The organism is Streptomyces sp. NPDC014991, assembly GCF_043080665.1.
In the GTDB taxonomy this organism is placed as follows: Bacteria; Actinomycetota; Actinomycetes; order Streptomycetales; family Streptomycetaceae; genus Streptomyces.
In genome coordinates, this window is sequence record NZ_JBIBVY010000040.1 from 1 (window position 1) to 23,959 (window position 23,959).

Consider the following 23,959-nt stretch of genomic DNA (forward strand, 5'->3'; position numbering starts at 1 on the left):
CCCGCGGAGCGGGTACCACATCGCTGCGCGATGTGCAAGCGAACACCCGTGCTGCGCACGGGTGTTGCGCTCCCGCTCCGCGGGAGCGCTGGCTGACCGCTGCGCGGTCAGCGCACCCGGGTTGCTGCGCAACCCGGGTGACGTTCCGTCCGCTGCGCTCCCGGAACGGGAGGGGGGTTGGGTCTTTTCTCGCGGTGACCTCCGCTGCGCTCCGGTCACCGGGGTGACGCTTCGCGTCACGAAGGCCGGCCCCGCTGCGCGGGGCAGTCCTGCGGGCCTGCGGCCCGAGCAGTAGTAGACGGGAGGGTGTGGGGGTCTCTCCGGTTGGCTTCTGCGGGTTCCGGGGTTTGGCGCCGGGTCGGCGTGCTCGATCACACCGCCTCGCGGGCATAGGCGATGACTTCGATGTGGTCTGGCGGATTGCGCAGGTAGGCTGATGGTTTCTCAGGCGTGGACGTGGCGGGTACTTGCAGTCTTGCGTGAAGCGGCATGATGCGCGGGGCGGCCGGTCGGGGGGACTGCGAGACGCCGCAAGGACAGGCCGGCGGTGGCGAGGAGAGCGGTGAAGACGGCCAGGAGGAGGACGGACACCCACATCTGGCGACTCCCTGGTGCCTGCCAGCCGGTCCAGGCGGCGGATGCCGCCCACAGCAGGACGCCCGCAGCGTAGAAGGAGCGGACGCGGTGCAGCTGCCGCGCGGCCCGCAGGAACTGGATGCGTTCGGTCTTCGGTGCCATGCGGGTCGTGTACCCCGATGTGCCACGACCATCAGGGCGGAAGGAATCTTGTGTTGGGGCTTTCCGGGGCGTCTCGCGCGTCTGCCTCTTTCTGTGATGCAGCATGTAGCATTGGCGTAATTCAGGGACACCCGGTGGGGAGCGGTTGGCGTGTTGATCTACGAGTATCTTCCGCATGAGCTTGCCCGGCTCGGGGTGGTTGCGAAAGCTGCCGGACTCGATCACCGTCGGGTAGCCGCTCAGGTATGCCTGGCTCGGGAAAGCGCCGGGAGGGCGAGGACGGTCCCGTCCGAACCGCATCACGTGAGTGAGGTGTTCATCGCGGAGTTTCGGGGCCCTCAGCGGGAGCGGATCGCCAGTGTTATGGAGAAGGGGCGAATGGCTGCGTACGTGCCCTCCCGCGACTCGTGTGCCATCCGCTACCAAACGCAGCGTCTACAGCGGTTGGTGACAGGGGTGGCCGGGGCCGAGCGGTCAGGTGGCACGGCTGGGGAAATCTGGCGGCACCGCGTCTACCGGATCGATGCGCGGCCCGCCGCCGGCAGTCCCAGCCCGGACATACCTGCCCCCGTCGTCCACCTGATGGCGGCATCACCCGGTGAAGCGGCTGCGAGAGCCTGGGCCGTCCACGGAAGAGACGGCGGCCTCTACGGGCGTGGTGGATACCGGATCACTTCTGTCCGACAAGTCCTTCCCGAGCCGGGAGAAGTCTTTTGATCCAGCTCCGAGAACATCAAGTCGAACAGAAAAAAAGTTTCCGCAAATGGGTCGGATTCCCTGCAAGATCACCTGTGCCCCCGGAGGGGGCGAGGGGCACGATCGTGTCAGCGACCGGATCGGGCAAGACGATCACCGCCGCCGCATGCGCGCTGGACTGCTTCCCCGGAGGCCGGATCCTCGTCACCGTGCCGACCCTGGACCTGCTCGTGCAGACCGCCCAGGCGTGGCGGTCGGTCGGTCACCGCTCCCCCATGATCGCGGTGTGCTCGCTGGAGAACGACGCGGTACTGAACGAGCTGGGGGTGCGCACCACCACCAACCCCATCCAGCTCGCCCTGTGGGCCGGGAAGGGGCCGGTGGTCGTGTTCGCCACGTACGCCTCACTGGTGGACCGCGAGGACATCGACGCACCCGAGGGCCAGGGACGTGTCCGCGGGCCGCTGGAGGCCGCACTGGCGGGCGGAGAGCGCCTGTACGGCCAGCGCATGGACGGCTTCTCGCTCGCCATCATCGACGAAGCCCACTCAACCGCAGGTGATCTGGGTCGGCCGTGGGCGGCGATCCATGACAACGCCCGTATCCCCGCCGACTTCCGGCTCTACCTCACCGCGACCCCGCGCATCCTCGCCTCGCCCCGGCCGCAGAAGGGCCCGGACGGTCAGGAGCTGGAGATCGCGAGCATGGCCGACGACCCGGACGGCACCTACGGCGCGTGGCTCGCAGAACTCGGGCTGAGCGAGGCGATCGAACGCGAAATCCTCGCCGGATTCGAGATCGACGTCCTCGAGATCCGCGACCCCTCCCCCGTCCTCGGGGAGTCCGAGGAGGCGCAGCGGGGCCGGCGCCTGGCGCTGCTGCAGACCGCGCTCCTGGAGCACGCCGCCGCGCACAACCTGCGCACCGTCATGACCTTCCACCAACGGGTCGAGGAGGCCGCGGCGTTCGCGGAGAAGCTGCCCCAGACGGCAGCCGAGCTGTACCTCAACGACGCCTCCGACGACGACCTGGCCGCCGCGGACCGGCTCCCCGCATCGTCGATCGACGCGCAGTTCTACGAGCTGGAGGCCGGCCGCCACGTGCCGCCGGACCGGGTCTGGGCGGCATGGCTGTGCGGCGACCACCTCGTCAGCGAGCGGCGCGAGGTGCTGCGGCGGTTCGCAGGCGGCATCGACGCGGCCGGCCGCCGGGTACACCGCGCGTTCCTCGCCAGCTGTCGCGTCCTCGGGGAGGGCGTCGACATCACCGGCGAACGGGGCGTGGAAGCCGTGTGCTTCGCCGACACCCGCGGCTCACAGGTGGAAATCGTGCAGAACATCGGCCGCGCGCTCAGGTTGAACCGCGACGGCACCACGAAGGTCGCCCGCATCATCGTGCCCGTCTTCCTGGAGCCCGGCGAGGACCCCACCGACATGGTCGCCAGCGCCTCGTTCCGCCCCCTTGTAGCGGTCCTCGCGGGACTCCGCAGTCATGATGAGCGCCTGGTCGAGCAGCTCGCCTCCCGTGCGCTCACCAGCGGCAAGCGCAAGGTCCACGTCCGGCGGGACGAGGACGGGCGGATCGTCGGGACCGGCGGCGAGAGCGACGGCGCGGACAAAGAGCAGGACCACACCGACGCCACTGCCGAAGCGGCCCTGCTCCACTTCTCCAGCCCGCGCGACCCGGCGACCATCGCGGCCTTCCTGCGCACCCGGGTCTACCGGCCCGAGTCCCTGGTCTGGCTCGAGGGCTACCAAGCCCTCCTGCGCTGGCGGAAGGAGAACGAGATCACCGGCCTCTACGCCGTGCCCTACGACGTCGAGGTGGAAGTGGGGGTCACGAAGGATTTTCCGCTGGGGCGCTGGGTCCACCAGCAGAGGAAGGCGCTGCGGGCAGGTGAACTGGAGGAACGACGCAAGACCCTGCTCGACGCACCCGAGGCCGGAATGGTCTGGGAACCGGGCGAAGAAGCCTGGGAGCAGAAGCTGGCAATGCTGCGCTCGTACCACCGCGCACACGGCCACCTCGCCCCCAGACAGGACGCGGTGTGGGACGACCCGGCCGGCAGCGGCCCCGTGACCATCGGCCAGCACCTCGCCAACCTCCGCCGCAAAGGCGGCCTCGGCAAGGACCCGAAACGCGCAGCGGAGCGCGCCAAGCAGCTGACCGCCATCGATGAGGACTGGAACTGCCCCTGGCCGCTCAACTGGCAACGCCACTACCGCATCCTCACCGCCCTCGCCGCCGACGAACCGGGCGGCCGGCTCCCCGACATCCAACCCGGCGTGACGTTCGACGGCGACGACCTCGGACGATGGCTCCAGCAGCAGAAACAGCCGGCCACCTGGACGCAGCTCCTGCCCGAGCAACAGCAGCGGCTGACCGCGCTGGGCGTCCAGCCGCTTGAGGCGCCGTCTCCCGCCCCGGCCGCCAAGGGGGTGACGAAAGGCCCGAGCAAGGCGCAGCAGGCGTTCCAGCGGGGCCTGGCGGCCCTCGCTCAGTGGGTGGAACGGGAAGGCGCCCACCGGCCGGTACCGAGGGGCCACAGCGAAGAGATCGCGGTCGACGGCGAGGCAGAACCGGTAGCCGTCAGGCTGGGCGTATGGATCTCCAACACCAAATCGAGGAGGGACCGGCTGGACGCCGACCAACTCGCCGCGCTACGAGAGCTCGGCATGCAGTGGGCCTAGACGGTGCCGACGACGTGACCGGGCGTCGTCGTCTGCCCGGCCGGGGTGGCCTGGCCCCCCCGCCCAGTTCATGACCGGCTAGGCCTTGCATCGGCCGTTCGGCGAGCGCGGCCGGGTGGCGATCCCATGGCGAACGCCGCTGGTGGGTCCGAGCGCCGGGGCCGGGTCATAGCGGCGCCGGTCCCAGGCGCGCGAGACGCGGTTGCGGTCGGGGCCTTCGCCAGCGAGCGGGCGCTGCTGTGGAGGTGTTACGGGCCAGAACGGACGCATTGCGCACTTTCACCGTGCGATCTGCGTACATGTCACAGAGCAGGCCGTGCAGGCCGTGAAGCGGGGGCCGCGCTGACTCGCCCGGCGCTGGAGGTCCGCGCGGATCTCGGCAGCGCGCGCACTTTTACCGTACGAATCGCGCACGGAACGCGACCATGCTGCGGTCCTGCCTTGCATCCCGTCCCTGCTCTTTGGTTCGGGCGCCGACGCGAAAGGGGCCGAGAGAGGATGGCGCTCCTACAGCCCACGCTCTTGCGGTCCAGCTGGGTATCTGTTGCGAAATGGGCCCACCGGGCCGGCTAGCACGAGAACGTGGTGGAGTGATCCATCATCCGGTCCTGCTGCGGACCGCTCCCCTGCTGGGGGAGACGACTTCGTCGCTGATCTGCCGCACCGCTAGCCGCTATGGGTTGGAAGCGAAGGTGTTGCGGTCCTGCTGGAAGTGGCGCAATTACCCGCCGGGGCACGAGGGCGGCGGCGCGCGGGCTGACGCCGAGGTGCTGCTGAACGCGGCCGGGCGGCAGCGCCTGGTCGGCATGTGCGGCGTGGAGGAAGAGGTGCTGGCGCGGGCGTTGCCGTCCTGGGCGGAAGAGGATGCCAAGCTGCGCGCCGAGGCTGGCGATCCGGTGGGGCTGTGGCGGATCGCCGGCGCGGTGGCCGGTCCGGTGGCGTTCGGCTGCCAACTGTGCACGGCCCGGCGTACGGGGGCGGTCGTGCGGGTGGTGCAGTATGCGCCGCGGTGGGAGCGGGTGTGCGTGCGGCATGGGCGATGGCTGCTGGACGCGGACGCCAACCAGCCGCTGGAGCACCTCGACCTGCATGACTTACCGGAGGTGGTGGCGGCGCAGCGGCGGTGGGCCGGTGTGGCGCGGTGGGCGGTGCGGGCCGGTGCGGAGCCGGAGCGGGTGTTCGCGCTGGCGCGGGCGGTGGTGGCCCGGTGGTGGGAGCAGGCTTACGGCTGGGAGCGGGAGAAGATCTGGCCGCGGCGCCTGCACCAGGTCGCGGGCGGGGATGCCGGCGGCGATCTGGAGCGGTGGCGGATCGTGGGGCGGGACGCGGTCGTCTTCCCGGAAGTGGTGGCGGTGGCCGAGGCTCTGCTGGACCCGGCCATGGCCGAGCTGGTGTGGGCCGACAGCGGTGCCGGGCGGCCGCGGGCGCTGCCCGCCGACGGGATGTTCTGCCGCCGGCTCGGGGAGCGGGTCGGGCGCGCGTGGCTGGGGCCGCTGGCCGCGGCGGACCACGGCGGGCCGCTCATCGCGTGGATGGGCGGCGTCATCCGCCAGCGCCGCGGAGCCGGCGGCCCGCCCGGGTACGACAACGACCCGTGGTGGCTGCGGCGGGAACACCAGGCCGCGACCATGGCCGGGCAGTTGCGGGCGTGGGGCAAGGAGAAGAAGGCACCCGGTTCGGGGACGATGTGGCGGGCTGCGGTACCCGCCGAGCAGCGCAGGCTCATCACCAGCGCTGTCGACAGCGCCGAGGAGCAGCTGCTGCAGCTGCGCGGGGTGCACAGTGGGCCGACCGCCGACGTCGCCCGGCGGCTGCTGCGCGGCCTCGGTCACAGCGCCGGCCTGATCGAGAACGCCTGGAAACGGACCGCGGTGGCGGCGGTGAACGGCGGAGTGCCCCTTCAGGAGGTGGCCCGGTGGGTGAACATGCCCGTCGAGGTGCTCCGGGAGATGCTGACCTCGGGCGGGCAGGAAGACGGCGGCTGAGAGAGCGATGCGCCCGGGGCGACTCGGCTGTTAGCTGATACGGCACTCGTTCGTGGCAGAAACACTGAAAACGGCGGCGTCTGCCGACGAGAGCGGTTTGGCTGGCGCGGGTGACCAGCACAGGAGCAGCCCGGGGCCGGGCAGGGCGAGCGGCCGTGGACCGGGGCAGTGGGTTCGAGGCGGTGTTCCTCGACCCGGTGGGGCAGGCGGTGCAGCAGCGGTGGGCGGATGCCGCCATGACCGTGGCGTTCGAGGACCTGCCGCCGGTGTCGGCGTTCCCGGTGGTGCCGGGGCGGCGCTGGGGGCCGGGCCTGTGGTGGTCGGCGACCACCGGGCGGCATGTGGCCGCCGGGTCGAACGCGATGCGCCTGCAGCTGATGGTCCTTGACCGCGATCGGGACGTGACGGGCCTGGCGGGGCGGCCGGTGCGGCTGCTGTGGCGTGATCCCCGCGGGCAGGTGCGTTCCTGGGTGCCGCAGCTCTTCGCCCGCCACGCCGACGGCACCGCGCTGCTCGCAGACTGCCCCGGCCACGCGGGCGCGGGCGGCGAACGCGCGAGGAACGCCGCCGAGGCGGTGGCGCAGGCGTGCGCGCACATCGGCTGGACCTATCAGCGACTCGCGCCGCTCGACGACGTCCTGGCCGCCAACCTGAAATGGCTGGCCGGCTACCGCCACCCCCGCAACACCGGCCACCCCGGTCTGATCGCGGCGGTTGTCGAGGCGTTCACGCGGTCGCGGCCGCTGATCGAGGGGGCCGAGGCGGCCGGCGACCCGATCGCCGTCCTGCCCGTCGTCTTCCATGCCCTGTGGCACGGGCAGCTGACGGCTGACCTCACGACGCCGCTGCACGAACGGACCCTCGTCGGGCCCCGGAGCTGGAACGGCCAGGGCACGAAGGGAGGCGCCCGGTGACCGCGCGGCGCGGTGCCCGGCCGGCCGTGAAAGTCGGTGCGCGCGTCCGGTTCCACGGCGTGACATGGCAGGTGGTCGCCCTCTCGGGACAGGAAATCCACCTCGTCGGCCCGGACGGCGGCGGCCAGGCCGTGCTCGCCGGGCACCTGTTCTCCGACCCCGGCTTCACCGTCATCGGCGCCGATGCGCCGCAGGCAGCCCCGCAGTGGGGGCTGTTCGAGACCGCCCCCGCCGCAGCACGCGAGAAGGCGCTGGCCTGGCAGCGGCACGTGCGAGAAGTCGAGTGCGGGCTCACCGGCGGGCCCGGCAGCGAAGGAACAGTGCGGCCGCAGTACGACCCGGAGCGGCACACGCTGGCCGAGCGTGAACAGGCCAAAGCGAAAGAGCTGACCGCGCTGGGCTTCGGCCGGGTGTCGCGCACCACGGTGCAGCGCATGCGCCTGGCCTACCGCAAACAAGGGCTGTGGGGACTCCTCGACCACCGCACCACCCGTACTCCCAGTCCCACCGGGCGGGCCGACGAACGGGTCGTCGCCGCCGTCCGCGAAGCGCTGCGCCGCCGCCGCGGCCGCTCCCGCGGCACCATCAACGGCCTGTTCCCGCTCATCAACCAGATCCTCTCCGACCAGCATGGCCCCGGCACAGTGCCCGCACCGTCCCAGGCCACGCTGTACCGGCTCGTCACCGCTCTCGCCCGGCCCGGTGAACTGCCCAGCGGGCCCGTGAGGCAGGTGCCGGCGAGCATGGACGGGCGGGCCTTCACCCCCGCCACGGCGCTGCGGCCCGGCGAGCAGGTCCAGGTCGACACCACCCGCCTGGACGTCCTCGCCCTCTTCGACGACGGGCGCCTGGCCCGGCCCGAACTGACCACCGCCGTCGATGTCGCCACCCGCTCGATCCTCGCCGCTGTCCTGTGCCCGAGCGCGACCAAGGCCGTCGACGCGGCCCTGCTGCTCGCGGAGATGGCCGTCCCCCACCCCGCCCGGCCCACCTGGCCGGACATCCTGCGCATGGACCGCGCCCCCGCACTCCCCCACCAGCGGCTGGCCGCACTCGACGAACGCCTGGCCGACGCGGCGGCCAAGCCCGTCGTCCTGCCCGAAACGATCGTCGTCGACCGCGGCAAAGTCTTTATCTCCGCCGCGTTCACCGCCGCCTGCGAACACCTCGGCATCAGCGTCCAGCCCGCCCCGCCCCACGCCCCCACCGCCAAAGGCATCGTCGAGCGCACCTTCAGCACCATCAACCACCTGTTCTGCCAGCACCTGCCCGGCTACACCGGCTCCGACGTCACCCGCCGCGGCCCCGACACCGAGAACGACGCCTGCTACAGCGTCCCCCAGCTTCAAGACCTCCTCGACGAATGGCTGGTGCACTACCACCACCGGCCCCACGAAGGCCTGCGCCACCCTCTGATGCCCCGCAAAGCCCTCACCCCCAACCAGATGTGGGCCGCTCTCGTCGCCGTCGCCGGACACGTCCCCGTCCCGCTGACCGGCCGCGACTACCTCGAACTACTGCCCGTGCGCTGGCAGGCCGTCACCCCCACCGGCATCACCATCCACCACCGCACCTACGACCACGATCTCCTCGCCCCCTACCGCGGCCAGCCCTCCCCCGTCGCCGGCCGGGGCGGGAAATGGGAGATCCACTACAACCCCCACGACGTCCGCCAGATCTGGATCCGCCTCACCGACGGCCAGCTCACCGAGATCCCCTGGATCCACCGCGACCACGTCCACCAGCCGTTCAACGACCACACCTGGCAGCACATCCGCACCCACGCCCAGCACAGCACAGCACCTACAGCGAGGCCCAACACGTCGAAGCCGGCCTCGCCGACGCCCTCGACCAACTCATGCGCCGCGTCCACAGCGGCCACGCCACCAAGGCAGAACACGCCCTCGTAGCCCGCGCAACCACCGCCCCGACCCCCGCCGCCCGACACCCGCAACACGACACCACCCCCACCACCGACGAGTCGGCGCAGCACGGCAAGAACGACAGCATCGACGTTTTCGACGACCTCCCCGACGACGACACCCGCCCCGTCACGGCCACCGGATTCGGGCTCTACGACGCACACGAGGAAGCTGACAAGTGGTGAACCCCCGCCCACACCCCATAGCGCAGAACACGAGCAGCGCACCAGCCGAGACGGGCAGCGACGCTACGGCCGAGCCGTCCTGGCCCCTGACCACCTGGCAGGGCTGGCAGCACTTCGCCACCACCGACCCGCCCACCCCACCCCGCCCCGACGAGGCGCCCCGCAGCACCGACGAACGCCTCGCCTACCACTCCGCGTTCGTCACCATCCGCACCCCCGCCATCCACGTCCTTGCCACCCAGGTCCGCACCCTGATGATCCTCGGCCGCCACCAGCAGACCACCGCCCGGCCCTCCCTGATCGTCACCGGACCCGCCGCAGCCGGGAAAACCACCGCCCTGCTCAACGTCGGCCGCGCCTGCCACCTCGCCCACACCCGCAAAAACCCGCCCTCGCCCGGATCAGCCCACCCCGGCGTACCCGTCGCCTACGTCCTCGTCCCGCCCGGCGCCACCGCGAAAACCCTCGTCACCGAATTCGCCCGCTACCTCGGCATCCCCGTAACCATCCGCATGACCCAGACCCAGATCACCGACGCCGTCTGCCACACCTACACCGCCGCGGGCGTCCAACTCGTCCTCATCGACGAAATCCACCGCCTCAACCCCCGCACCACCACCGGCGCCCAGACCGCCGATCTCTTGAAAGATCTCAGCGAACGCCTGCCCGCCACGTTCGTCTACGCCGGCATCAACGTCACCGACACACCCCTGTTCACCGGCGTGAGAGGAGCCCAGCTCGCCGGCCGCGCCACCCTCATCACCTGCGGCCCCCTCCCCGCCCGCCACGGCACCCGCCACCCCTTCCGCGACGTCATCACCGACATCGAAAACGCCCTCGACCTCACCCACCACAAACCCGGCACCCTCCCCCGGCACGCCCCCTACCTCCACCAGCGCACCGCCGGCCGCATCGGATCCCTCACCAGACTCATCCGCCAAGCAGCCATCACCGCCATCCACGACGGCACCGAACGCATCACCAAAACCACCCTCGACACCATCCGCCTCGACCACCTCGCCGAAACCCACCACCGCACCCGCCCAGGCCGCTAACCCCCACCCACCCACCAGGCAAAACAGCCCTGACCAGCACAAACACCAACCCAGCCATTACACGCCGGCGAAACCCACAACGAGCCCAGTCCAACTCAGCGCACACGACACACCCCCAGCACACACCCCGAACTGCCCACTGCAACCGTGCACCCGGCCACTCTCAACAAACCCACAACACACCAGACCAACAAACCCGCGATACACCAACAAACCCCCCTCCGAGCGTTATGCTCGGGCGGCTGCGCCCGTGCATCGGTCGGGATCGGGGTCGGTGGGAGACCATCCCCGCAGACACGCGGGGAGCACTCCCACCAGTCACGCCGCGCGGAAAGCTCAAGGGTCCATCCCCGCAGGCGCGGGGAGCACGGCGCCGAGCCGACCGGGCCGGGCGCGGACAAGGGACCATCCCCGCGAGCGCGGGGAGCACGTCTCGACGGATGATGCGGTGTACGGCAGTAGGGGACCATCCCCGCGGGCGCGGGGAGCACGCCTTGGTGCCGAACAGGGCGACGGCCGGCCGCAGGACCATCCCCGCAGGCGCGGGGAGCACGACGTGAAGCCGCATGTTCGCTGGTTCCGCGAGGGACCATCCCCGCGGGCGCGGGGAGCACCTCACCGGACACGACTCAGAGTGGCTAGCTCGGGGACCATCCCCGCGGGCGCGGGGAGCACTTGTGTACGTCTGCGTCTGGTGGGTTGGTTCCGGGACCATCCCCGCGGGCACGGGGAGCACGTGACCGGGCCGTCGGTGACATCGCCGTCCACGGGACCATCCCCGCGGGCGCGGGGAGCACTAACCCTTGTACGTCGGGATGAACACGGCTTTGGGACCATCCCCGCGGGCGCGGGGAGCACCCGTGCGCCGCAGTCGGGCCCTGGGGACCCTTGGGACCATCCCGGCGGAAGCGGGGACCACTTGCCGATCGGCTCGGCGCGCGCGTTGCCGTACTCGGGACCCGTCAGGTGCTTTTGGGCTCGTAGTCCCTGCCTGCGCGGGGAATCGGTCGATGTCTTCGTGTGCATCTGGCCGATCTTCGCTTGCGCGGAGAAATGTGTCCGGCCGGAATCGGGGGATCCGGCCGGTTGGAATGCTACTTGCGTACGAGGACGAGGCCAACTCCGTAGGAGCGGGCTTTGCCGAGTCCTTCGGTGAGGGTGTGGGCGAAGGTGGCCGGGTCGGTGACGGTGAGCTGGCCGCGAACTTCGGCTCGGACGACTTTCAGGCCCTTCTTCGCCGTGGAGACGAGTGGCGGCAGCATCGTGGTGGTGATGCGGGCCGGGTCGGCGTCGGCGCCGATCCGCTTGATGCTGGATGGCCCGATGGGGGGTTCGCCTTGGGGCTGGAGCCGCTGCGTGAACCACTCGGCCGCGTGGTGTGGGGACATGCTGGCCGTACGTCGGCCGCGTTGGCCCTTCTTCGGGCCGGCCGTGGGCATGACGGACCGGATGGGGTTGATGAACGCGCGGAAGGTGTAGGTGTCGCCGGACTTGATGGTCTGGTCGATGCTGATCAGGTGGGGGGCTTCCAGGAGTGCGGCGCGGGGAACGGGGCTCCAGTCGGGGGTGACGCGGGCCTGGGTGATGAGGGTGAGGGTCTGGGTGCGCAGGTTGACGGTCCAGGCGGAGAGCACGCCCATCTGTGCGCGTGCGTCGGTTTCGCCGTCGGGCACCCAGCCACGGTGGCCGCGCATGACGAGGCGGTGCATGTCGTGGACGTCGTTCATGGCGCGGATGACGTCGGGGTGGCGGGTGTCGAGGGTGAGGACACTTTGGGTGGCGACGAAGCGCGTGGGTGTGCTCACGGGATGGGCGTCCATTCGATGGTCGGGGTGGGGGTGATGCGGATGCGGGTTTCCCAGCGGGTGGCGTGGGTGCGGCCTTCGGGGTGGAAGGTGACGGGCTGGTCGTCGATGGGGACGGCACGGGGCGCGCCGGGGGGTGCGTCGATCCAGGCCCAGGGACGGGGAGTGTCGGCTTCCTTGAGGAGGGGGGCGTGGGTGAGGACGTGTTCGAGGGTGCCGGGGCGAACGCCGCCGGAGAGGTCGCCGGTGGGGGGGCAGGATTTACGGCCGAGCCAGAGAAGGCGACGCGGGTGCTCGAGGTGGTGGGAGATGGTGTTGAGGAAGGTGGTGTCGTGGTGTTGGACGGCGGCGACGAATGCGGCGTCGGCGAGGTACCAGCGTTCGCTGACGGCGGGGTTGCGCAGGACTGCTTTGGCTGCGGTGAGCAGGTGGCCGGTGTCGGGGTCCACTTCGATGTACTTGGGGGCTCCGTACCAGCCGTCGATGTGGTGCTGGCCGAAGTGGGCGCCGGTAGCGTCTTCCAGGGTGGTGGCTTTGGCAGCGCGGCGGTGGTCGGTGATGAGGTCGCGGGGGCGTAGGGGGTAGGGGCCGCCGCCGACGACGTGGAAGTCGCGGTAGGGGGTGCCGGGGCGGTCGGCGCGGACGCCGTAGCGGAGTTCGGCGAGGGGGCCGAGAGGATCTTCGCGGTCGTAGCCGAGGGCGGCGGCGATGAGGCCGATGACTGCTGATTTGGTGGGGCGCATGTGGGTGGCGCGGCGTTCGAATGCGCCGGAGGTGCCCCAGGCTTGGAGAGGGCCTGCGAGGCGGATGAGAAGCGTGGCCACTTCCCTGCCTGCGCGGGGAGCAGTGCTGTTCATGCGGTGAGTTCCTCCAGGGTTGCGGCCTCGGAGGCGGGGAGGGTGCCCTCGGCGGTGAGCTGGTCGATCAGGTTCTGGATGTCGAGGTCGTAGGTGAGCAGGCGGCCGGGGGTGGCGTCGGTGCGTTTGGTGGTGATGAGGCGGTGGTGGTCGAGGAGGCGTTGGGCGCCGGCGAGGGCGGCGGGGCCGTCGGAGGTTTCATCGATGTGGGACTGGAAGGCGGCGGCGTAGAAGTAGGGGCGGGCGCCTTCGTGCGCCAGGACTAGGTTGGGGAGGGTGCCGGTGGATGCGGTGCTGTTGGCCTTGGCCCGGGGGACGGCGTCGACGAAGGCCTGGATGAATTCGGCTTCGGCGGCCTGCGCGGCGGTTTCGGCTTGGTCTTCGGTCATGCCTGCACTGCGGAGGTTGACGCGGAGCTTGTGCCGGTCCAGGGCGGCGTGGCGGTAGAAGGTGCCGGAGATGAGTGACTGGTAGCCGGTCATGCCGGCGCCGGCGTTGTCGGCGGCGTCGAGGAAGTCGAGGGCGTTTTCGCGGCGTTCGAGCTTGGCGTCGTCGGCGGCGGCGTAGAAGTCGTCGATGTGCTCGGCAGGGGCGATGGTGAAGGCCCAGGAGTGCTGGGCGGCGCCGTCCACGGTGCGCAGCTCGGCGACCTCGGCGAGGAAGCGGCCGAAGATGGTGATGTCGATGGCGTCTCGGGGGGCGAATGCGGTGAGGATGCCGGTGCGGAGCTCTTTGGGCAGGGGCGGGATCTTGACGTCCTCCTCCTTGTCTTCCTTTCTGTCCTTGGTGGCGGGCTCCGTCGGCGCGTCGGCGTCGGCGTCGGTGGTGGTCTTCTTCCGGGCGTTCTTCTTCGCGTTCTTCTTGGCCTCTTCCTTGACGGCGGCTTCTGCCTTGGCGGCCGTGTACTGGGTCAGCCACGTGTTGAAGGTGTCGGCGTGGGTGCTGATGTGATCGGCGATTCGGTCACCGGAGTCCTCGGGTGCGTAGAAGAGCACCTTGGTGAGGAGGGCGGTGGATTCCTTTTCGCCGAACTTCAGGCCGAGTCCTTCGAGTGCGGCCTTGGCGGCGTAGATGGCCTGGTCGGGGTCCCAGTCGTGGTTCTTGACCAAGGCGTCTCGGGTGAACAGGGCCCATTCGCGGGTGCGCCTGCCGCTGCTGTAGGAGGCGAGGGGGCCTTCGCCTCGGTTGGCGCGGTGGCGGGAGTGGGTGCGTTCGGCGCGGCGGCGGGCCTGGGCGGAGATGGCGGTGCGTTCGGCGCCGCCGTAGACGAATGCTTTGGGCTGGCCGTTTTCGTCGCGGACCGGGAGGGCGGCGGCGAAGGTTTCCAGGGCGTGCAGGGACAGGTACTGGTGCGTGCTGTTCACTTGGCGGCTCCGTTCGTGCGGGCGGTGGTGCGGCGGCGGGTGTAGAAGGCGTCGCCCCATGCTTCGGAGGTGGGGCGTCCGCGGTCTGTCCAGTGGGTGAGGTCGGTGATGAGCTGGGCCCAGGAGGGCGGTGTGGTCTCGCCGGCGCGGATGCGTTCGATGGCGTGCTGGAGGTGGCGCCAGGGGATCTGGCGGGCTGGGAGGATGCGCATCATGAGGCGTTCGGCGCCGGGGTTGGAGGGGCCTCGGGCGCCGTCGTAGCCGATGGCGCGGATGGCGGTGCCCATGCTGCCGCGGCCGTAGTGGGGCTTGGTTCTGCCTGCGTGGTAGCGGGCGAAGAGGAAGCCGACCTGGCGGTAGAGGGCCCGGTGTTCTTCGGTGGGGGCGAAGGCTCGGGCTTCGAAGTGCGTGGGATTGTCGGCGGTCGCCGGGCGGCGCAGGTCGGCCAGTTGGCCGTACTGGTGGGTGTGGACGAGGCTGCCCAGCCAGGCGACGTACTGGACCGCGGCGGTAGCAGGTCCGGCGGTAGCCAGGGTGGTCTGTTGGGCGTCGGGCGGGGGGCTGGGTTCGGGGATCTCGAAGAGCGGCAGGGTCATGCGGGTCGCTCCTTTCGCAGGTATGTGGGCGCTTTGCGTGGGTTGTTGAGGCTGTCTTCGAGCTTTTCGCGGGCCTCGGTGGAGGCTCGGTGGCCCTGGCTGCTGGGGGGCAGGGAGCGGAGCCGGGCGGTGAGGAAGCGTTCGGCGTTCGAGCGGACCTCGGTGGCATAGGTGGTGAGCGCCTCGGGGACGGAGGCACCTTCGGCGGCCTCGTCCAGGAGTTCGTGGAAGAGGGGTTCGGTCGCGGCGAAGTGTTCGCCGGCGGCTTTGAAGCGGGCCAGCTGGCTCTGCTTGTCGGCCGGTTTCGGGTTCGGGTAGGCGACCCGCCAGGCGGCGTAGGCGGCGTCATCCAGGGCTGTGGCGACGTACTCGGCGATGGCGCAGCCTTCTTCGGAGGCCTGGCGCAGGGCGGTCTCGCGGCCGGGGATATAGGGGAAGGCGTCGTTGACCCAGGCGATGAGCTTGCCGGGTCTGGCGAGGAGGCCGACGGTCCACAGGGTGACGCGGTGGCCTTCGGGGAGCGTGGCCAGGCGTCCGTAGAGGTCCATGCCTTTTTCCCGGCGTGCGGTGGCTGCGTACAGGGAGTGGGCTTCCCGCCACAGGGCCCGCGCGGCGGATGCCTTGAGGGGGGCGTTCTTTTCGATCACGGCGTCTTGGAGGGCGCCGGTATGGGTGAGGTCCACGATGTCGCCGGCGCCCATGAGGACGCGGTCGACCCCCCAGCTGCCGTCGGGCAGCCGGGCGGGGCGGGTGAGGATGGACCGGCCCAGGATGCTGTGCAGGTCGGCCGGCCCGTCGGGGATGCGGGCGGTGGGTTTGGTGGTGAAGGAGCGGCGGGGACGGTCGGTCCAGGTGTAGTTGAAGGTGCCCGGGTCGCCGTCGTGGGGGTGCAGGTTCAGGCGGAGGGTGTCACCGAGGGTCCGGCCGAGCGCGGTGACGTGAACGCGTTGCCCGGCCCTGCACATGGCCTGGTTGTTGAGGGCGGCGCCGAGGAGGTTGCCGGGGATCATGCCCCTGCCTCCGTTGCCGCAGACGTGCTGGGTGATGACGGCCATGAAGGCGTGGGCCGCGGTGAGGGGCTGGCCGTGGTGGAGGTGGTGCCGGTCAAAGAGCTGCACGTAGTCGCCGACGTGGTGCATGACGATCTGCGAGGTGCCGACGCCGTGCTGGTTCATGAACGGGGCCAGCAGAGCGTTCTGGAACAGCGGCCGTTCGGGGTGGAAGAAGTTCCACTGCTCGTCGGGCTGCTGTCTGAGCCAGTCGGCGACGTCGGTGAAGGGCCGGCGGCCGGTGACCCAGGTCCGCCATTCGCTGCTGGTCTCCGGGTAGACGTCGGCCGCGTACGCGACGGCTGTGAGCAACTCCAGCATGGCGAGGGTCTCGCCGGGGTGGCGGCCTGCCACGCCCTGGTGATCGTCGGCCTTCTCGAAGGCCTCGAGGAGGTCGAGGCGGCTGGGCAGACCGGCCATTGTCAGTGCCGGGAGGCAGGCTTGGGTGCGGGGATCCCAGTACGGAACCACGTCACCTCCTTCAAGTGAATCTCATCATGAGCATCGTTGGTTGCCGTAGTGTGCGGGTCAAAGACGCTAGCAGCGACGGGAGTTGAGGGTGGGCGAACTTCAACTATTGCTCCGGTCCGTGGTATCGGCGTGGGGCAAGACGGACCAGGGCGGTGACAGCGCCCGGCGCGGCGGCCCGTCGTGGACGCCGCTGCTCGCTCACCTTCTGGACGTCGCCGCCACGGCGGGAGTCCTGTGGGACCGGCACCTTCCCCCGCATATCCGTCGGCGGCTCACGGAGGCGTTCGGTGGAGGGAACGAGGTGATCGCCCGGCAGGTGGTGATGCTGCTGGCTGCCCTCCACGATCTCGGGAAGGCGTCCGACTGCTTTCTCGGGCAGTGGCAGCACGGCCGGGGGAACCTGCGGGTGAAGGCGCAGGCGAAGGCGTGGGAGGAGCAGGCCCGCGCAGCGGGTCTGCCTCTTGGTGACGACCTGGCCCACGCCTTCTACGCCCGGCACGAGCACGTCACCGCCGCAGTGCTGCCCCGGCTGCTGGGGTGTTCGTGCACGGAATGCGGCGGCCCCGGCGAGCGGCATGAGGGGCTGCACGATGCAGGGGTGCTGCTTGGCGGCCATCACGGGCACATACCGCACCCGGAGAGCGTCGACCGGGCCCGCGGGGCCGCGCCGGCCGCCCAGTGGGGAGACGTGCACGCGACGATCGTGCAGGCAGTGGCCGACGCGATCGGACTCCACCTCGCCACCGTGGCGCGGGTGATCGATCCGGTGCGCCCGTCGGCGCGGGTCGCCTTCCTCTACCTGGTGTATCTGGCGGACTGGGTCGCCTCCGACACCGAGTTCTTCCACTTCCGTACTCACACCACGCCGGTCGCCGAATGGTGGCAGGCCGCCCTGCAGGAAGCCGACCAGGCGGTGCGGGCCCGGCGGCTCGCCCGCTGGCAGGCGCGGCCTGTGACGTGGGAGGAGATGTGGCCCGACACCCCGCGGCCCCGCACGTTCCAGGCCGACGGCATGCGGCTGGTACCGGCCGAGGGGCAGGCCATGGTCGTGGTGGAGTCGGACACCGGCTCCGGCAAGACGAGGCTGGCGCTGTGGATGGCCCACCATCTCGCGCGCACGTGCGGGTACAGCGGCCTGTACATGGCACTGCCCACGAGAGCGGCCGGCAACCAGGTCGCAAAGGAGCTGAGACGGTTCCTGAAGACGGTACTGGCGCCAGGTGAGGTGCGGGACATGGCGCTCGTGCACGGCACAGCACAGGCCACAGACCTCGTCCACCAGCTGATCGACGCGAACCAGGCGCAAGGGGATCCGCTGACCGACCTGTCCAGCACGGTGGAGACATCCGCCTGCACCGACGACAGCGGCCTGGCGGTGCTGGACCCATGGTACCTGCGGCGCTGTCTCGCTCTGGTAGCCGGATTCGGGGTCGGCACAGTTGACCAGATCGCTCTCGCCCCACAAGGCTCACGGCACTGGGCACTGCGGCTAGGTGCGCTGATGTGCAAGGTCGTCATCATCGACGAGGCACACGCCTACGAGCTGTTCCAACAGAACCTTCTGGGCGCCGCCGTGGAGTGGCTGGCGGAGGGCGGCGCGTCGCTGGTGGTGCTGTCGGCGACGCTCCCCCGCAGCATCCGAAACGAGCTGACGGTCGCCTGGCGACGCGGCCTCGGAAAGACCGGAGACGACGACGCAACCCAGGGGCCGATCATGGTGGTCGACCGAAACGGCCGGCTCCGCCGCGGCGGACCCCTGCCCGAAGATCCCGAGACTCCGAAACTGCTGACGGACATCGAACTGACCGAGGACCCGGGCGAGAGGGACCTGGTCGCCGGGCTGCTGGACCAGGCACGCGACGGCGGATGCGTCGTGGTCCGCAGCACGCGGGTCGACCCCTGCCGCTCCCGCTACCGGGAAGCGGTCCGCCTCGCCCGCGCAAGCGGCTGGCGTCCGGACGAGATCCTCATCCTCCACGGAATGCTGCTCCCCCGACACCGGCTGCTGCTCGAAACCCGGCTTGCCGACCTCCTCGGGCCCGGCCCCGAAGGCCGGCGCAACCCCGACCGGCCCGACCGGCTGCTCGTGTTCGCGACAGGAGTGATCGAACAGTCCCTGGACCTGGACTTCGATCACGGTGTCACCGACCTGTGCCCCATCGACGTGGCCGTGCAGTTCCGCGGCCGGATCCACCGGCACGCCGTCAACAACCCGCACCGCTTCTTCTGGTGTTGCAAGCCACGTCTCACCATGCTGTGGCAGCAAGATCCCGACGGCCTACCGGTGGTGGAACCCCCGGACTTTGCAGCCGGGCGACCGACCGGCACCTATGACGGCCTCATGTACGCCCCCTACGTCCTGGCGGCCAGCTGGCACGCCCTCATGCAGCGCCGTGACGGGGACGGGGTGGTACGACTCCAGACCCCGCGCGACTCCGCGTGGGCCCTCGAAAGCGTCTATGGCGCCCCCGTCCAAGGCGCAGGAGCGATGCAGAAACTTCTCGACCGCACCCACACTGCCTACCAAGACGCACTCTCCGACGAGGCCCTCCAAGCCGAAGCCCGCATGTTCCGCCCCTACACGCGCCGACGGCGAACTCCCTTGGCCACCTACGACCTCGCATCCGGGCACCACCAGGGAGACGGCGACAGCGGAGGCGTGGCCGGCATCGCCGCCGTATCCCGCCTCGGAGAGGAATCCGTCGACTGCCTGGTCCTCTACAAGCAGCCGGACGGCACGATCACCTACGACCACCAAGGCCTGCTGAAAGCCGACCTCGGCCAGCGCTCCCCCGGCCGGGACGTAACCGTCTACCGGCGCCAGCAAAAAGACCTCCTCGCCAACACACTCGCCATCCCGACACGCTGGTGGAACGGCCCACGCGGCCTCCAACCGGTCACCGGCTGGCCCACCCACCCCCAACCCGCACTCCGTAACAAGCCCGTCATCCTCATCACCCCGGACGGAACTTGCCTCAGCGGCCCCACCGGCAGACTCCGCTACGACCACACCACTGGACTGGAACGCATATGACCACCCATCCTCCGCAACACCCACCCATACCCCCAGTGAAGACCCGGGCACCCGGGCGCACGACCGTTGCTCCCCGCGCGCCCGTGGGGGATGTCCCCTCCTTTAAGGCATCCGCGACCACGTCGGTGTCCTGCTTCCCCGCACCCGCGGGGTGGTTCCGACGCCCGGCTCGGCGGCATCATGGCCGTGGACTGTCCCCGCACCCGCGGGCACGGTCCCGACCTGCCTCACAGCCTCGAGATCGAAAACTTCTACTCCCGGCGCCGGCGGGGATGGCCTCGAGGACGAAATCCGTCCTTCGGCGCTGACGGCCTGCTCCCCGCACCTCCGGGGACGGTCCCACCTACGGCGGCGTCACCGCGTACTAGACCGGATGCTCCCCGCGCCTGCGGGGATGGCCCCTACGGCGAGACCGCCTGGCGATACGGTTCCAACTGCTCCCGGCACCCCACGGGGATGGCCCCGTGCCCGTAGTCGAAGTCTGGGACATGGCACGCTGTTCCCCGCGTCCGCGGGGATGGTCCCGTGTGGGGCACCCCCGGCCGCGCGGACGGTTGCTGCTCCCCGCACCCGCGGGGATGGTCCCGACGAGCTGGTCAACGACCCCACTTTCGCCGCCTGCTCCCCGCGCACGCGAGGATGGTCCCTGGTCCATCATGTCGCCCAGGTACTTCGCGCGCTGCTCCCCGCGTTTTTGCGGGGATGGTCCCAGGTACGCGCACTGGGTCTCGTGCGGCGGCTGGAACTGCTCTCCGCGCGAGCGGGGATGGTCCCGGCTCGCTGTTCGACCTGTCCATCAACTGCATGCTGCTCCCCGCCTACGCGGGGATGGTCCCAACGGGTACGCCTCGCACATCCGCGTCTACCTATGCTTCCCGCGCACGCAGGGATGGTCCCTACGCCGACGCCGCGGCGTACGACGCTGTTCCCCGCGCCCGCGGGGATGGCCCCGGGTTGGGCCGGTTCCACGGGTCGAGGGCAGTCTGCTCCCCGCCTCCGCGGGGATGGCCCCTTGTGGTGGCGCTGGTGCGGCCTGAACGTGCAGCCGCTCCCCACACCCGCGGGGATGATCCCGTGCAAATCCAGCAGCACGGCTGGGCGACGTCCCGATCTCCGCACCCGTGGGGGTGGGATCTACTCAGGCGTGAGGTCGTCGTACTCGCGCCCAAGTCGTCGGACAGCTCCGGGTCTTGCTCCTCACGCCTGCGGGGATGTTCCCTTGTTTGAGGGCCGCACCTTGAGCCGCTCGGTCTGCTCCCCGCGCATGCAGGGATGGAGGGCTGGCTCGCCCTGATCCTGCACACCGCCTGCTCCCCGCGCCCGCGGGGATGGTCCTGTGGTCCAGGTGGAGCTGGTGGGCACGTGCGACTACTCCCTGTACCCGCGGGGATAGTCCCATCGCTGGCTTCAACTTCTCGTATCTGCCGCTCTGCTCCCCGCGCCTGCGGGGATAGTCCCGTGCCCGACGACCAGGATTGGACGGACGAAGGCTGCTCCGCGCACAGGCGGGGATGGTCCCGGGGGCTACGACATCCAGGTAGCCACGGGTCACCGCTCCCTGCGCCCACGGGGATGGTCCGAAGACGCTGATCGACCGCATGATGGCGTAGGACTGCTCCCCGCCCCTGCGGGGATGATCCCTGTCACTGCCGGTTGCACTACACATGAGAGGGCTGCTCCCTGCGCCCGCGGGGATGGTCCCCTGCTGGCGTTCCCTACGAATGAGGGCCACCGGTCCCGGACTGCCAGTGGAGCCTGTCAGGCTTGCGCCTTGTGGCGAATGAGGGGGCGAAGGTGAGAAAACAAGATCGCGCGGACGCGTTGGACGCGAAACTTCTGGACCGGCTGTTGCCGGCATCTGCGGTGCGCGCCATTGGGGTGTGGCTAACTGAGAGTGGAGCCCGATACGTGGTTGGCACTGGTGGTCACGCCGTCAAGTACGTGCCTGCGCAATGGGCGGATATCGAGCCGTGGCCCCACTTGTTCCCAACTCAGCGTCATGGGACCGCAGCGATGGTCAGCCGTGCCCAGGTGGTCGCTGCGGTAGGAGCGGCAGTCGAACGTCAAGAGTGGTCTGAAGCTCTCGTGGCCTCATACGTGTGGGGTCAGGGCAGGATCGGCTACGGACCCCACCGCCTCAAGGAGATCTTGAAGGGCCAGACTATCGACAGGGCGGTCGCGCAGGCGGCTAAGGCTCTTCGAGAAGACGGCGCGGTCGCGGCCTACAGAACGATGAACGGAGCGGTTAAGGGTCTGGGCCCGGCGTTCTTCACCAAGTTCCTGTACTTCCTCGCCCTGGTGACGGACTCATCGGAGGCACCTCGTGCGCTGATTCTTGACCAAAGGGTCGCACGCGTCTTACGCCTTCATGCTGCGCGGATTGAAGCCGGAATCGGTCCTACCTCTGCGGAGGCAATTGCGGCCTGGACTTGGTCGGACGGCGGCTGGACACCTCACCGGTACGACGTGTACCTGCGCTGGATGAACACCGCAGCCGGACAGCTTGCCTCAGCCGGAATCGGATGGCCCGACTCGCCAAGCCCGGACCTCCTGGAACTGGCACTCTTCAACGGTGCCTGGGACCCGACAACCTGACCATCGCGAGAAGAACAAACCCGATGTGGGTCACGAACGGTCCAGCCTTCCCGCAGAGGGTGCCCCCTCCCGCCAGACGGGGCCCGACCCTGCTCGCTCTACTCCCCGCGTTTGCAGGGATGACCCTCTCTGCGCTGCTCCCCGCACCCGCGGGGATGGTCCCCGCGACGCCATCCTCGGCGCCATTGACATCCACTGTTCTCCGCGCCCGCGGGGATGGTCCCGACTTCGTCAGCTCGGCCTTGGTCTCGGGCTGCTGCTCCCCGCGCCCGCGGGGATGGTCCCTTCGGCACTCGCGCCATGATGTAGCGGTCCGAGTGCTCCCCGCGCCCGCGGGGATGGTCCCCAGCTGGTCGTGGACCAGTACTCGGAGTCGATGTGCTCCCCGCGCCCGCGGGGATGGTCCCAGCTCGACGTTCTGGCCCTTGAGCGACGCCACCTGCTCCCCGCGCCCGCGGGGATGGTCCCGACGTGATGAACAAGGTCTTCACGCTCGGCATGTGCTCCCCGCGCCCGCGAGGATGGTCCCCCCGCCGTCACCATGCTGGACCGGCAGCTGGTGTGCTCCCCGCGCCTGTGGGGATGGTCCCCGGCAGGTTGCCGGTGCGGAACGGGATCTGGCGTGCTCCCCGCGCCTGCGGGGATGGTCCTTCCTTCAGCGCGTCGGCGACCACGTCCGTGTCGTGCTCCCCGCGCCCGCGGGGATGGTCTCTTCGTCATGACGGCGAACCCGCTCGTCCTGATGTGCTCCCCGCGCCCGCGGGGATGGTGTCGCCTCGCGCCTCGCGCGTGAACGTGAAGTGCTCCCCGCGCCCGCGGGGTGGTCCCTCTCTGCGCGTACCTCTGCATCCTCCCCGCCGACGCGGGGGTGTTCCGGACGCCGGGCACATCTTCATCCAGGGCGTACCGTCCTCCCCGCCGACGCGGGGGTGTCCCGACGTACGAGATCGACCTAAGACCGTGTCCTATGTGGTGAGGCGGACGAGCCGTTTGTAGCAGCACAGGGCGGCTGCCAGTCCGAGAAAGGCCAGGTAGTTGCGGGGATCGGGCTCGTAGCGAGGACTCAGACGTCGGTAGCCGGACAGCCAGGACATCGTCCGTTCGATGACCCAGCGGCGGCGGCCCAATCGTTCGCTGGACTGGATGCCTTTGCGCGCGATCCGTACTCCGATGCGTTTGCCACGTAACCATTTTCGCAGGTCGGCGCGGTCGTAGGCTTTGTCCGCGTGGAGGCGCTGGGGCTTGAAGTGGCGGCCGCGGTGGGGGTCGTGTCTCGTTTGGTGACCCTCGGCCATGGGCTTCAGCCCCTCGCTGTCGTGGGTGTTGCCGGCCGAGACGCCGACAAGGAGGGGCAGGCCGTTCGCATCCGACAGGACGTGCATCTTGGAGCCCGGCTTGCCCCGGTCCACAGGGCTCGGACCTGTGTGTTCGCCCCTTTTTAGCGCGGACGTGGGCGGTGTCCAGGACGACGCGGGTGACGTCGACGAGGCGGCGTCGTCGAGCCGGTGCAGCACGGCTTCGTGCAGCCGCCCCCAGACGCCGGCTCTCGACCAGATCAGGAACCGACGGTGGGCGGTCGACTTGGATATGCCGAAGCAGGGCGGATGTTGGCGCCAGGCACAGCCGCTGACTAGTACGTAGATGATGGCTGCGAACAGCGTCTCATCAGGCGTGTCCTGTGTTCCGCCGCCCTGCGGCCGCACCCTCGACAGAGGGATCAGCGGCTTCGCGATCTCCCAAAGCCCGTCCGGAACAATCCAACTCCACGTACCCCGCCCCATACCGAGGTCAACGACGCCTCACCACATAGGACCCGGTCTAAGAGGTCCTAACAAAGACGTTGGACGTGGCGGTGCGTGATGAGGCAGGTGGCGAGGCCGAGGAAGGCTTCGTGGATGTCGTCTCGTCGTTCCCAGCGGATGCGTAAGCGGCGGAAGCCGTGGAGCCAGGCGATCGTCCGCTCGACGACCCAGCGGAAGGTGCCCAGGCCGGTGCCGTGTTGT

Annotated in this window: 16 protein-coding genes and 2 CRISPR repeat arrays; of the genes, 8 read left to right on the top strand and 8 right to left on the bottom strand. The window is 70.0% G+C overall.

What is annotated here, in order from left to right:
* Positions 1 to 444: 444 nt before the first annotated feature.
* Positions 445 to 738, bottom strand: coding sequence for a hypothetical protein (locus ACF1BE_RS34290; RefSeq protein ID WP_392202899.1), 294 nt, complete (start codon positions 736 to 738; stop codon positions 445 to 447).
* Positions 739 to 1,451: 713 nt separating this feature from the next.
* Between ACF1BE_RS34290 and ACF1BE_RS34295 the strand changes: the two genes are divergently transcribed.
* The 6 genes from ACF1BE_RS34295 (at position 1,452) to ACF1BE_RS34320 (ending at position 10,185) form a co-directional block, all read left to right on the top strand.
* A complete protein-coding gene (locus ACF1BE_RS34295; protein ID WP_392202900.1) occupies positions 1,452 to 4,124 on the top strand; it encodes a Helicase associated domain protein in 2,673 nt (890 codons plus the stop codon).
* Between the two features lie 590 nt (positions 4,125 to 4,714).
* Entirely contained in the window at positions 4,715 to 6,109 is a 1,395-nt protein-coding gene (locus ACF1BE_RS34300) for a DNA-binding protein (protein WP_392202901.1), read from the top strand.
* Between the two features lie 155 nt (positions 6,110 to 6,264).
* A complete protein-coding gene (locus tag ACF1BE_RS34305) occupies positions 6,265 to 7,023 on the top strand; it encodes a TnsA-like heteromeric transposase endonuclease subunit (protein WP_392202902.1) in 759 nt (252 codons plus the stop codon).
* A 59-nt stretch (positions 7,024 to 7,082) separates the two neighbouring features.
* Positions 7,083 to 8,933: a Mu transposase C-terminal domain-containing protein gene (locus tag ACF1BE_RS34310; RefSeq protein ID WP_392202903.1), complete on the top strand. Its 1,851-nt coding sequence runs from the start codon at positions 7,083 to 7,085 to the stop codon at positions 8,931 to 8,933.
* Positions 8,882 to 9,130 carry a hypothetical protein gene (locus ACF1BE_RS34315; protein ID WP_392202904.1) on the top strand — a complete coding sequence of 83 codons (249 nt, stop codon included), beginning with the start codon at positions 8,882 to 8,884 and terminating at the stop codon, positions 9,128 to 9,130. Before ACF1BE_RS34310 ends, ACF1BE_RS34315 begins: the two co-directional genes overlap by 52 nt.
* 86 nt (positions 9,131 to 9,216) lie before the next feature.
* Complete coding sequence (locus ACF1BE_RS34320; RefSeq protein ID WP_392202912.1) at positions 9,217 to 10,185, top strand: TniB family NTP-binding protein; 969 nt, start codon at positions 9,217 to 9,219, stop codon at positions 10,183 to 10,185.
* A 278-nt stretch (positions 10,186 to 10,463) separates the two neighbouring features.
* Positions 10,464 to 11,104: direct repeats of the CRISPR family, unit length 29 nt; unit sequence GGGACCATCCCCGCGGGCGCGGGGAGCAC.
* 175 nt (positions 11,105 to 11,279) lie between these two features.
* On the opposite strand, the gene ACF1BE_RS34325 is transcribed toward ACF1BE_RS34320, so the two are convergent.
* From ACF1BE_RS34325 to ACF1BE_RS34345, 5 genes are read right to left on the bottom strand one after another with little or no spacing between them, the layout of a single operon-like run.
* The gene (locus tag ACF1BE_RS34325) at positions 11,280 to 11,990 is read right to left on the bottom strand and encodes a type I-E CRISPR-associated protein Cas6/Cse3/CasE (protein ID WP_392202905.1); all 711 of its coding nucleotides are present in this window, start codon (positions 11,988 to 11,990) and stop codon (positions 11,280 to 11,282) included.
* Positions 11,987 to 12,847, bottom strand: a complete 861-nt coding sequence (gene cas5e / locus ACF1BE_RS34330; protein ID WP_392202906.1) for a type I-E CRISPR-associated protein Cas5/CasD — start codon at positions 12,845 to 12,847, stop codon at positions 11,987 to 11,989. The genes ACF1BE_RS34325 and cas5e overlap by 4 nt, the downstream gene beginning before the upstream one ends.
* A complete protein-coding gene (locus ACF1BE_RS34335) occupies positions 12,844 to 14,211 on the bottom strand; it encodes a type I-E CRISPR-associated protein Cas7/Cse4/CasC (protein WP_392202907.1) in 1,368 nt (455 codons plus the stop codon). Before ACF1BE_RS34335 ends, cas5e begins: the two co-directional genes overlap by 4 nt.
* A complete protein-coding gene (gene casB / locus ACF1BE_RS34340) occupies positions 14,208 to 14,807 on the bottom strand; it encodes a type I-E CRISPR-associated protein Cse2/CasB (RefSeq protein ID WP_392202908.1) in 600 nt (199 codons plus the stop codon). Before casB ends, ACF1BE_RS34335 begins: the two co-directional genes overlap by 4 nt.
* On the bottom strand, positions 14,804 to 16,327 hold the full coding sequence (locus ACF1BE_RS34345) for a type I-E CRISPR-associated protein Cse1/CasA (protein ID WP_392202909.1): 1,524 nt from the start codon (positions 16,325 to 16,327) through the stop codon (positions 14,804 to 14,806). Before ACF1BE_RS34345 ends, casB begins: the two co-directional genes overlap by 4 nt.
* A gap of 118 nt (positions 16,328 to 16,445) precedes the next feature.
* On the opposite strand from ACF1BE_RS34345, the gene ACF1BE_RS34350 reads away from it, so the two are divergent.
* Complete coding sequence (locus tag ACF1BE_RS34350; RefSeq protein ID WP_392202910.1) at positions 16,446 to 19,361, top strand: CRISPR-associated endonuclease Cas3''; 2,916 nt, start codon at positions 16,446 to 16,448, stop codon at positions 19,359 to 19,361.
* Positions 19,362 to 21,269: 1,908 nt separating this feature from the next.
* Positions 21,270 to 21,956 carry a hypothetical protein gene (locus tag ACF1BE_RS34355; protein ID WP_392202913.1) on the top strand — a complete coding sequence of 229 codons (687 nt, stop codon included), beginning with the start codon at positions 21,270 to 21,272 and terminating at the stop codon, positions 21,954 to 21,956.
* 135 nt (positions 21,957 to 22,091) lie between these two features.
* A CRISPR array of direct repeats spans positions 22,092 to 22,892; the repeat unit is 28 nt; unit sequence TGCTCCCCGCGCCCGCGGGGATGGTCCC.
* A gap of 29 nt (positions 22,893 to 22,921) precedes the next feature.
* Here the strand turns inward: ACF1BE_RS34355 and ACF1BE_RS34360 are convergent.
* Both ACF1BE_RS34360 and ACF1BE_RS34365 read right to left on the bottom strand, forming a co-directional pair.
* Positions 22,922 to 23,737 carry an IS5 family transposase gene (locus tag ACF1BE_RS34360; RefSeq protein WP_392202911.1) on the bottom strand — a complete coding sequence of 272 codons (816 nt, stop codon included), beginning with the start codon at positions 23,735 to 23,737 and terminating at the stop codon, positions 22,922 to 22,924.
* Between the two features lie 47 nt (positions 23,738 to 23,784).
* The coding region (locus ACF1BE_RS34365; protein WP_392202914.1) for a transposase at positions 23,785 to 23,959 on the bottom strand (175 nt) is incomplete at its 5' end.

Coding starts and splice junctions, on each gene's coding strand:
- ACF1BE_RS34290 (WP_392202899.1), bottom strand. CDS start 738: ATGGCACCGAAGACCGAACGCATCCAGTTCCTGCGGGCCGCGCGGCAG.
- ACF1BE_RS34315 (WP_392202904.1), top strand. CDS start 8,882: ATGCGCCGCGTCCACAGCGGCCACGCCACCAAGGCAGAACACGCCCTC.
- cas5e (WP_392202906.1), bottom strand. CDS start 12,847: ATGAACAGCACTGCTCCCCGCGCAGGCAGGGAAGTGGCCACGCTTCTC.
- casB (WP_392202908.1), bottom strand. CDS start 14,807: ATGACCCTGCCGCTCTTCGAGATCCCCGAACCCAGCCCCCCGCCCGAC.
- ACF1BE_RS34360 (WP_392202911.1), bottom strand. CDS start 23,737: ATGGGGCGGGGTACGTGGAGTTGGATTGTTCCGGACGGGCTTTGGGAG.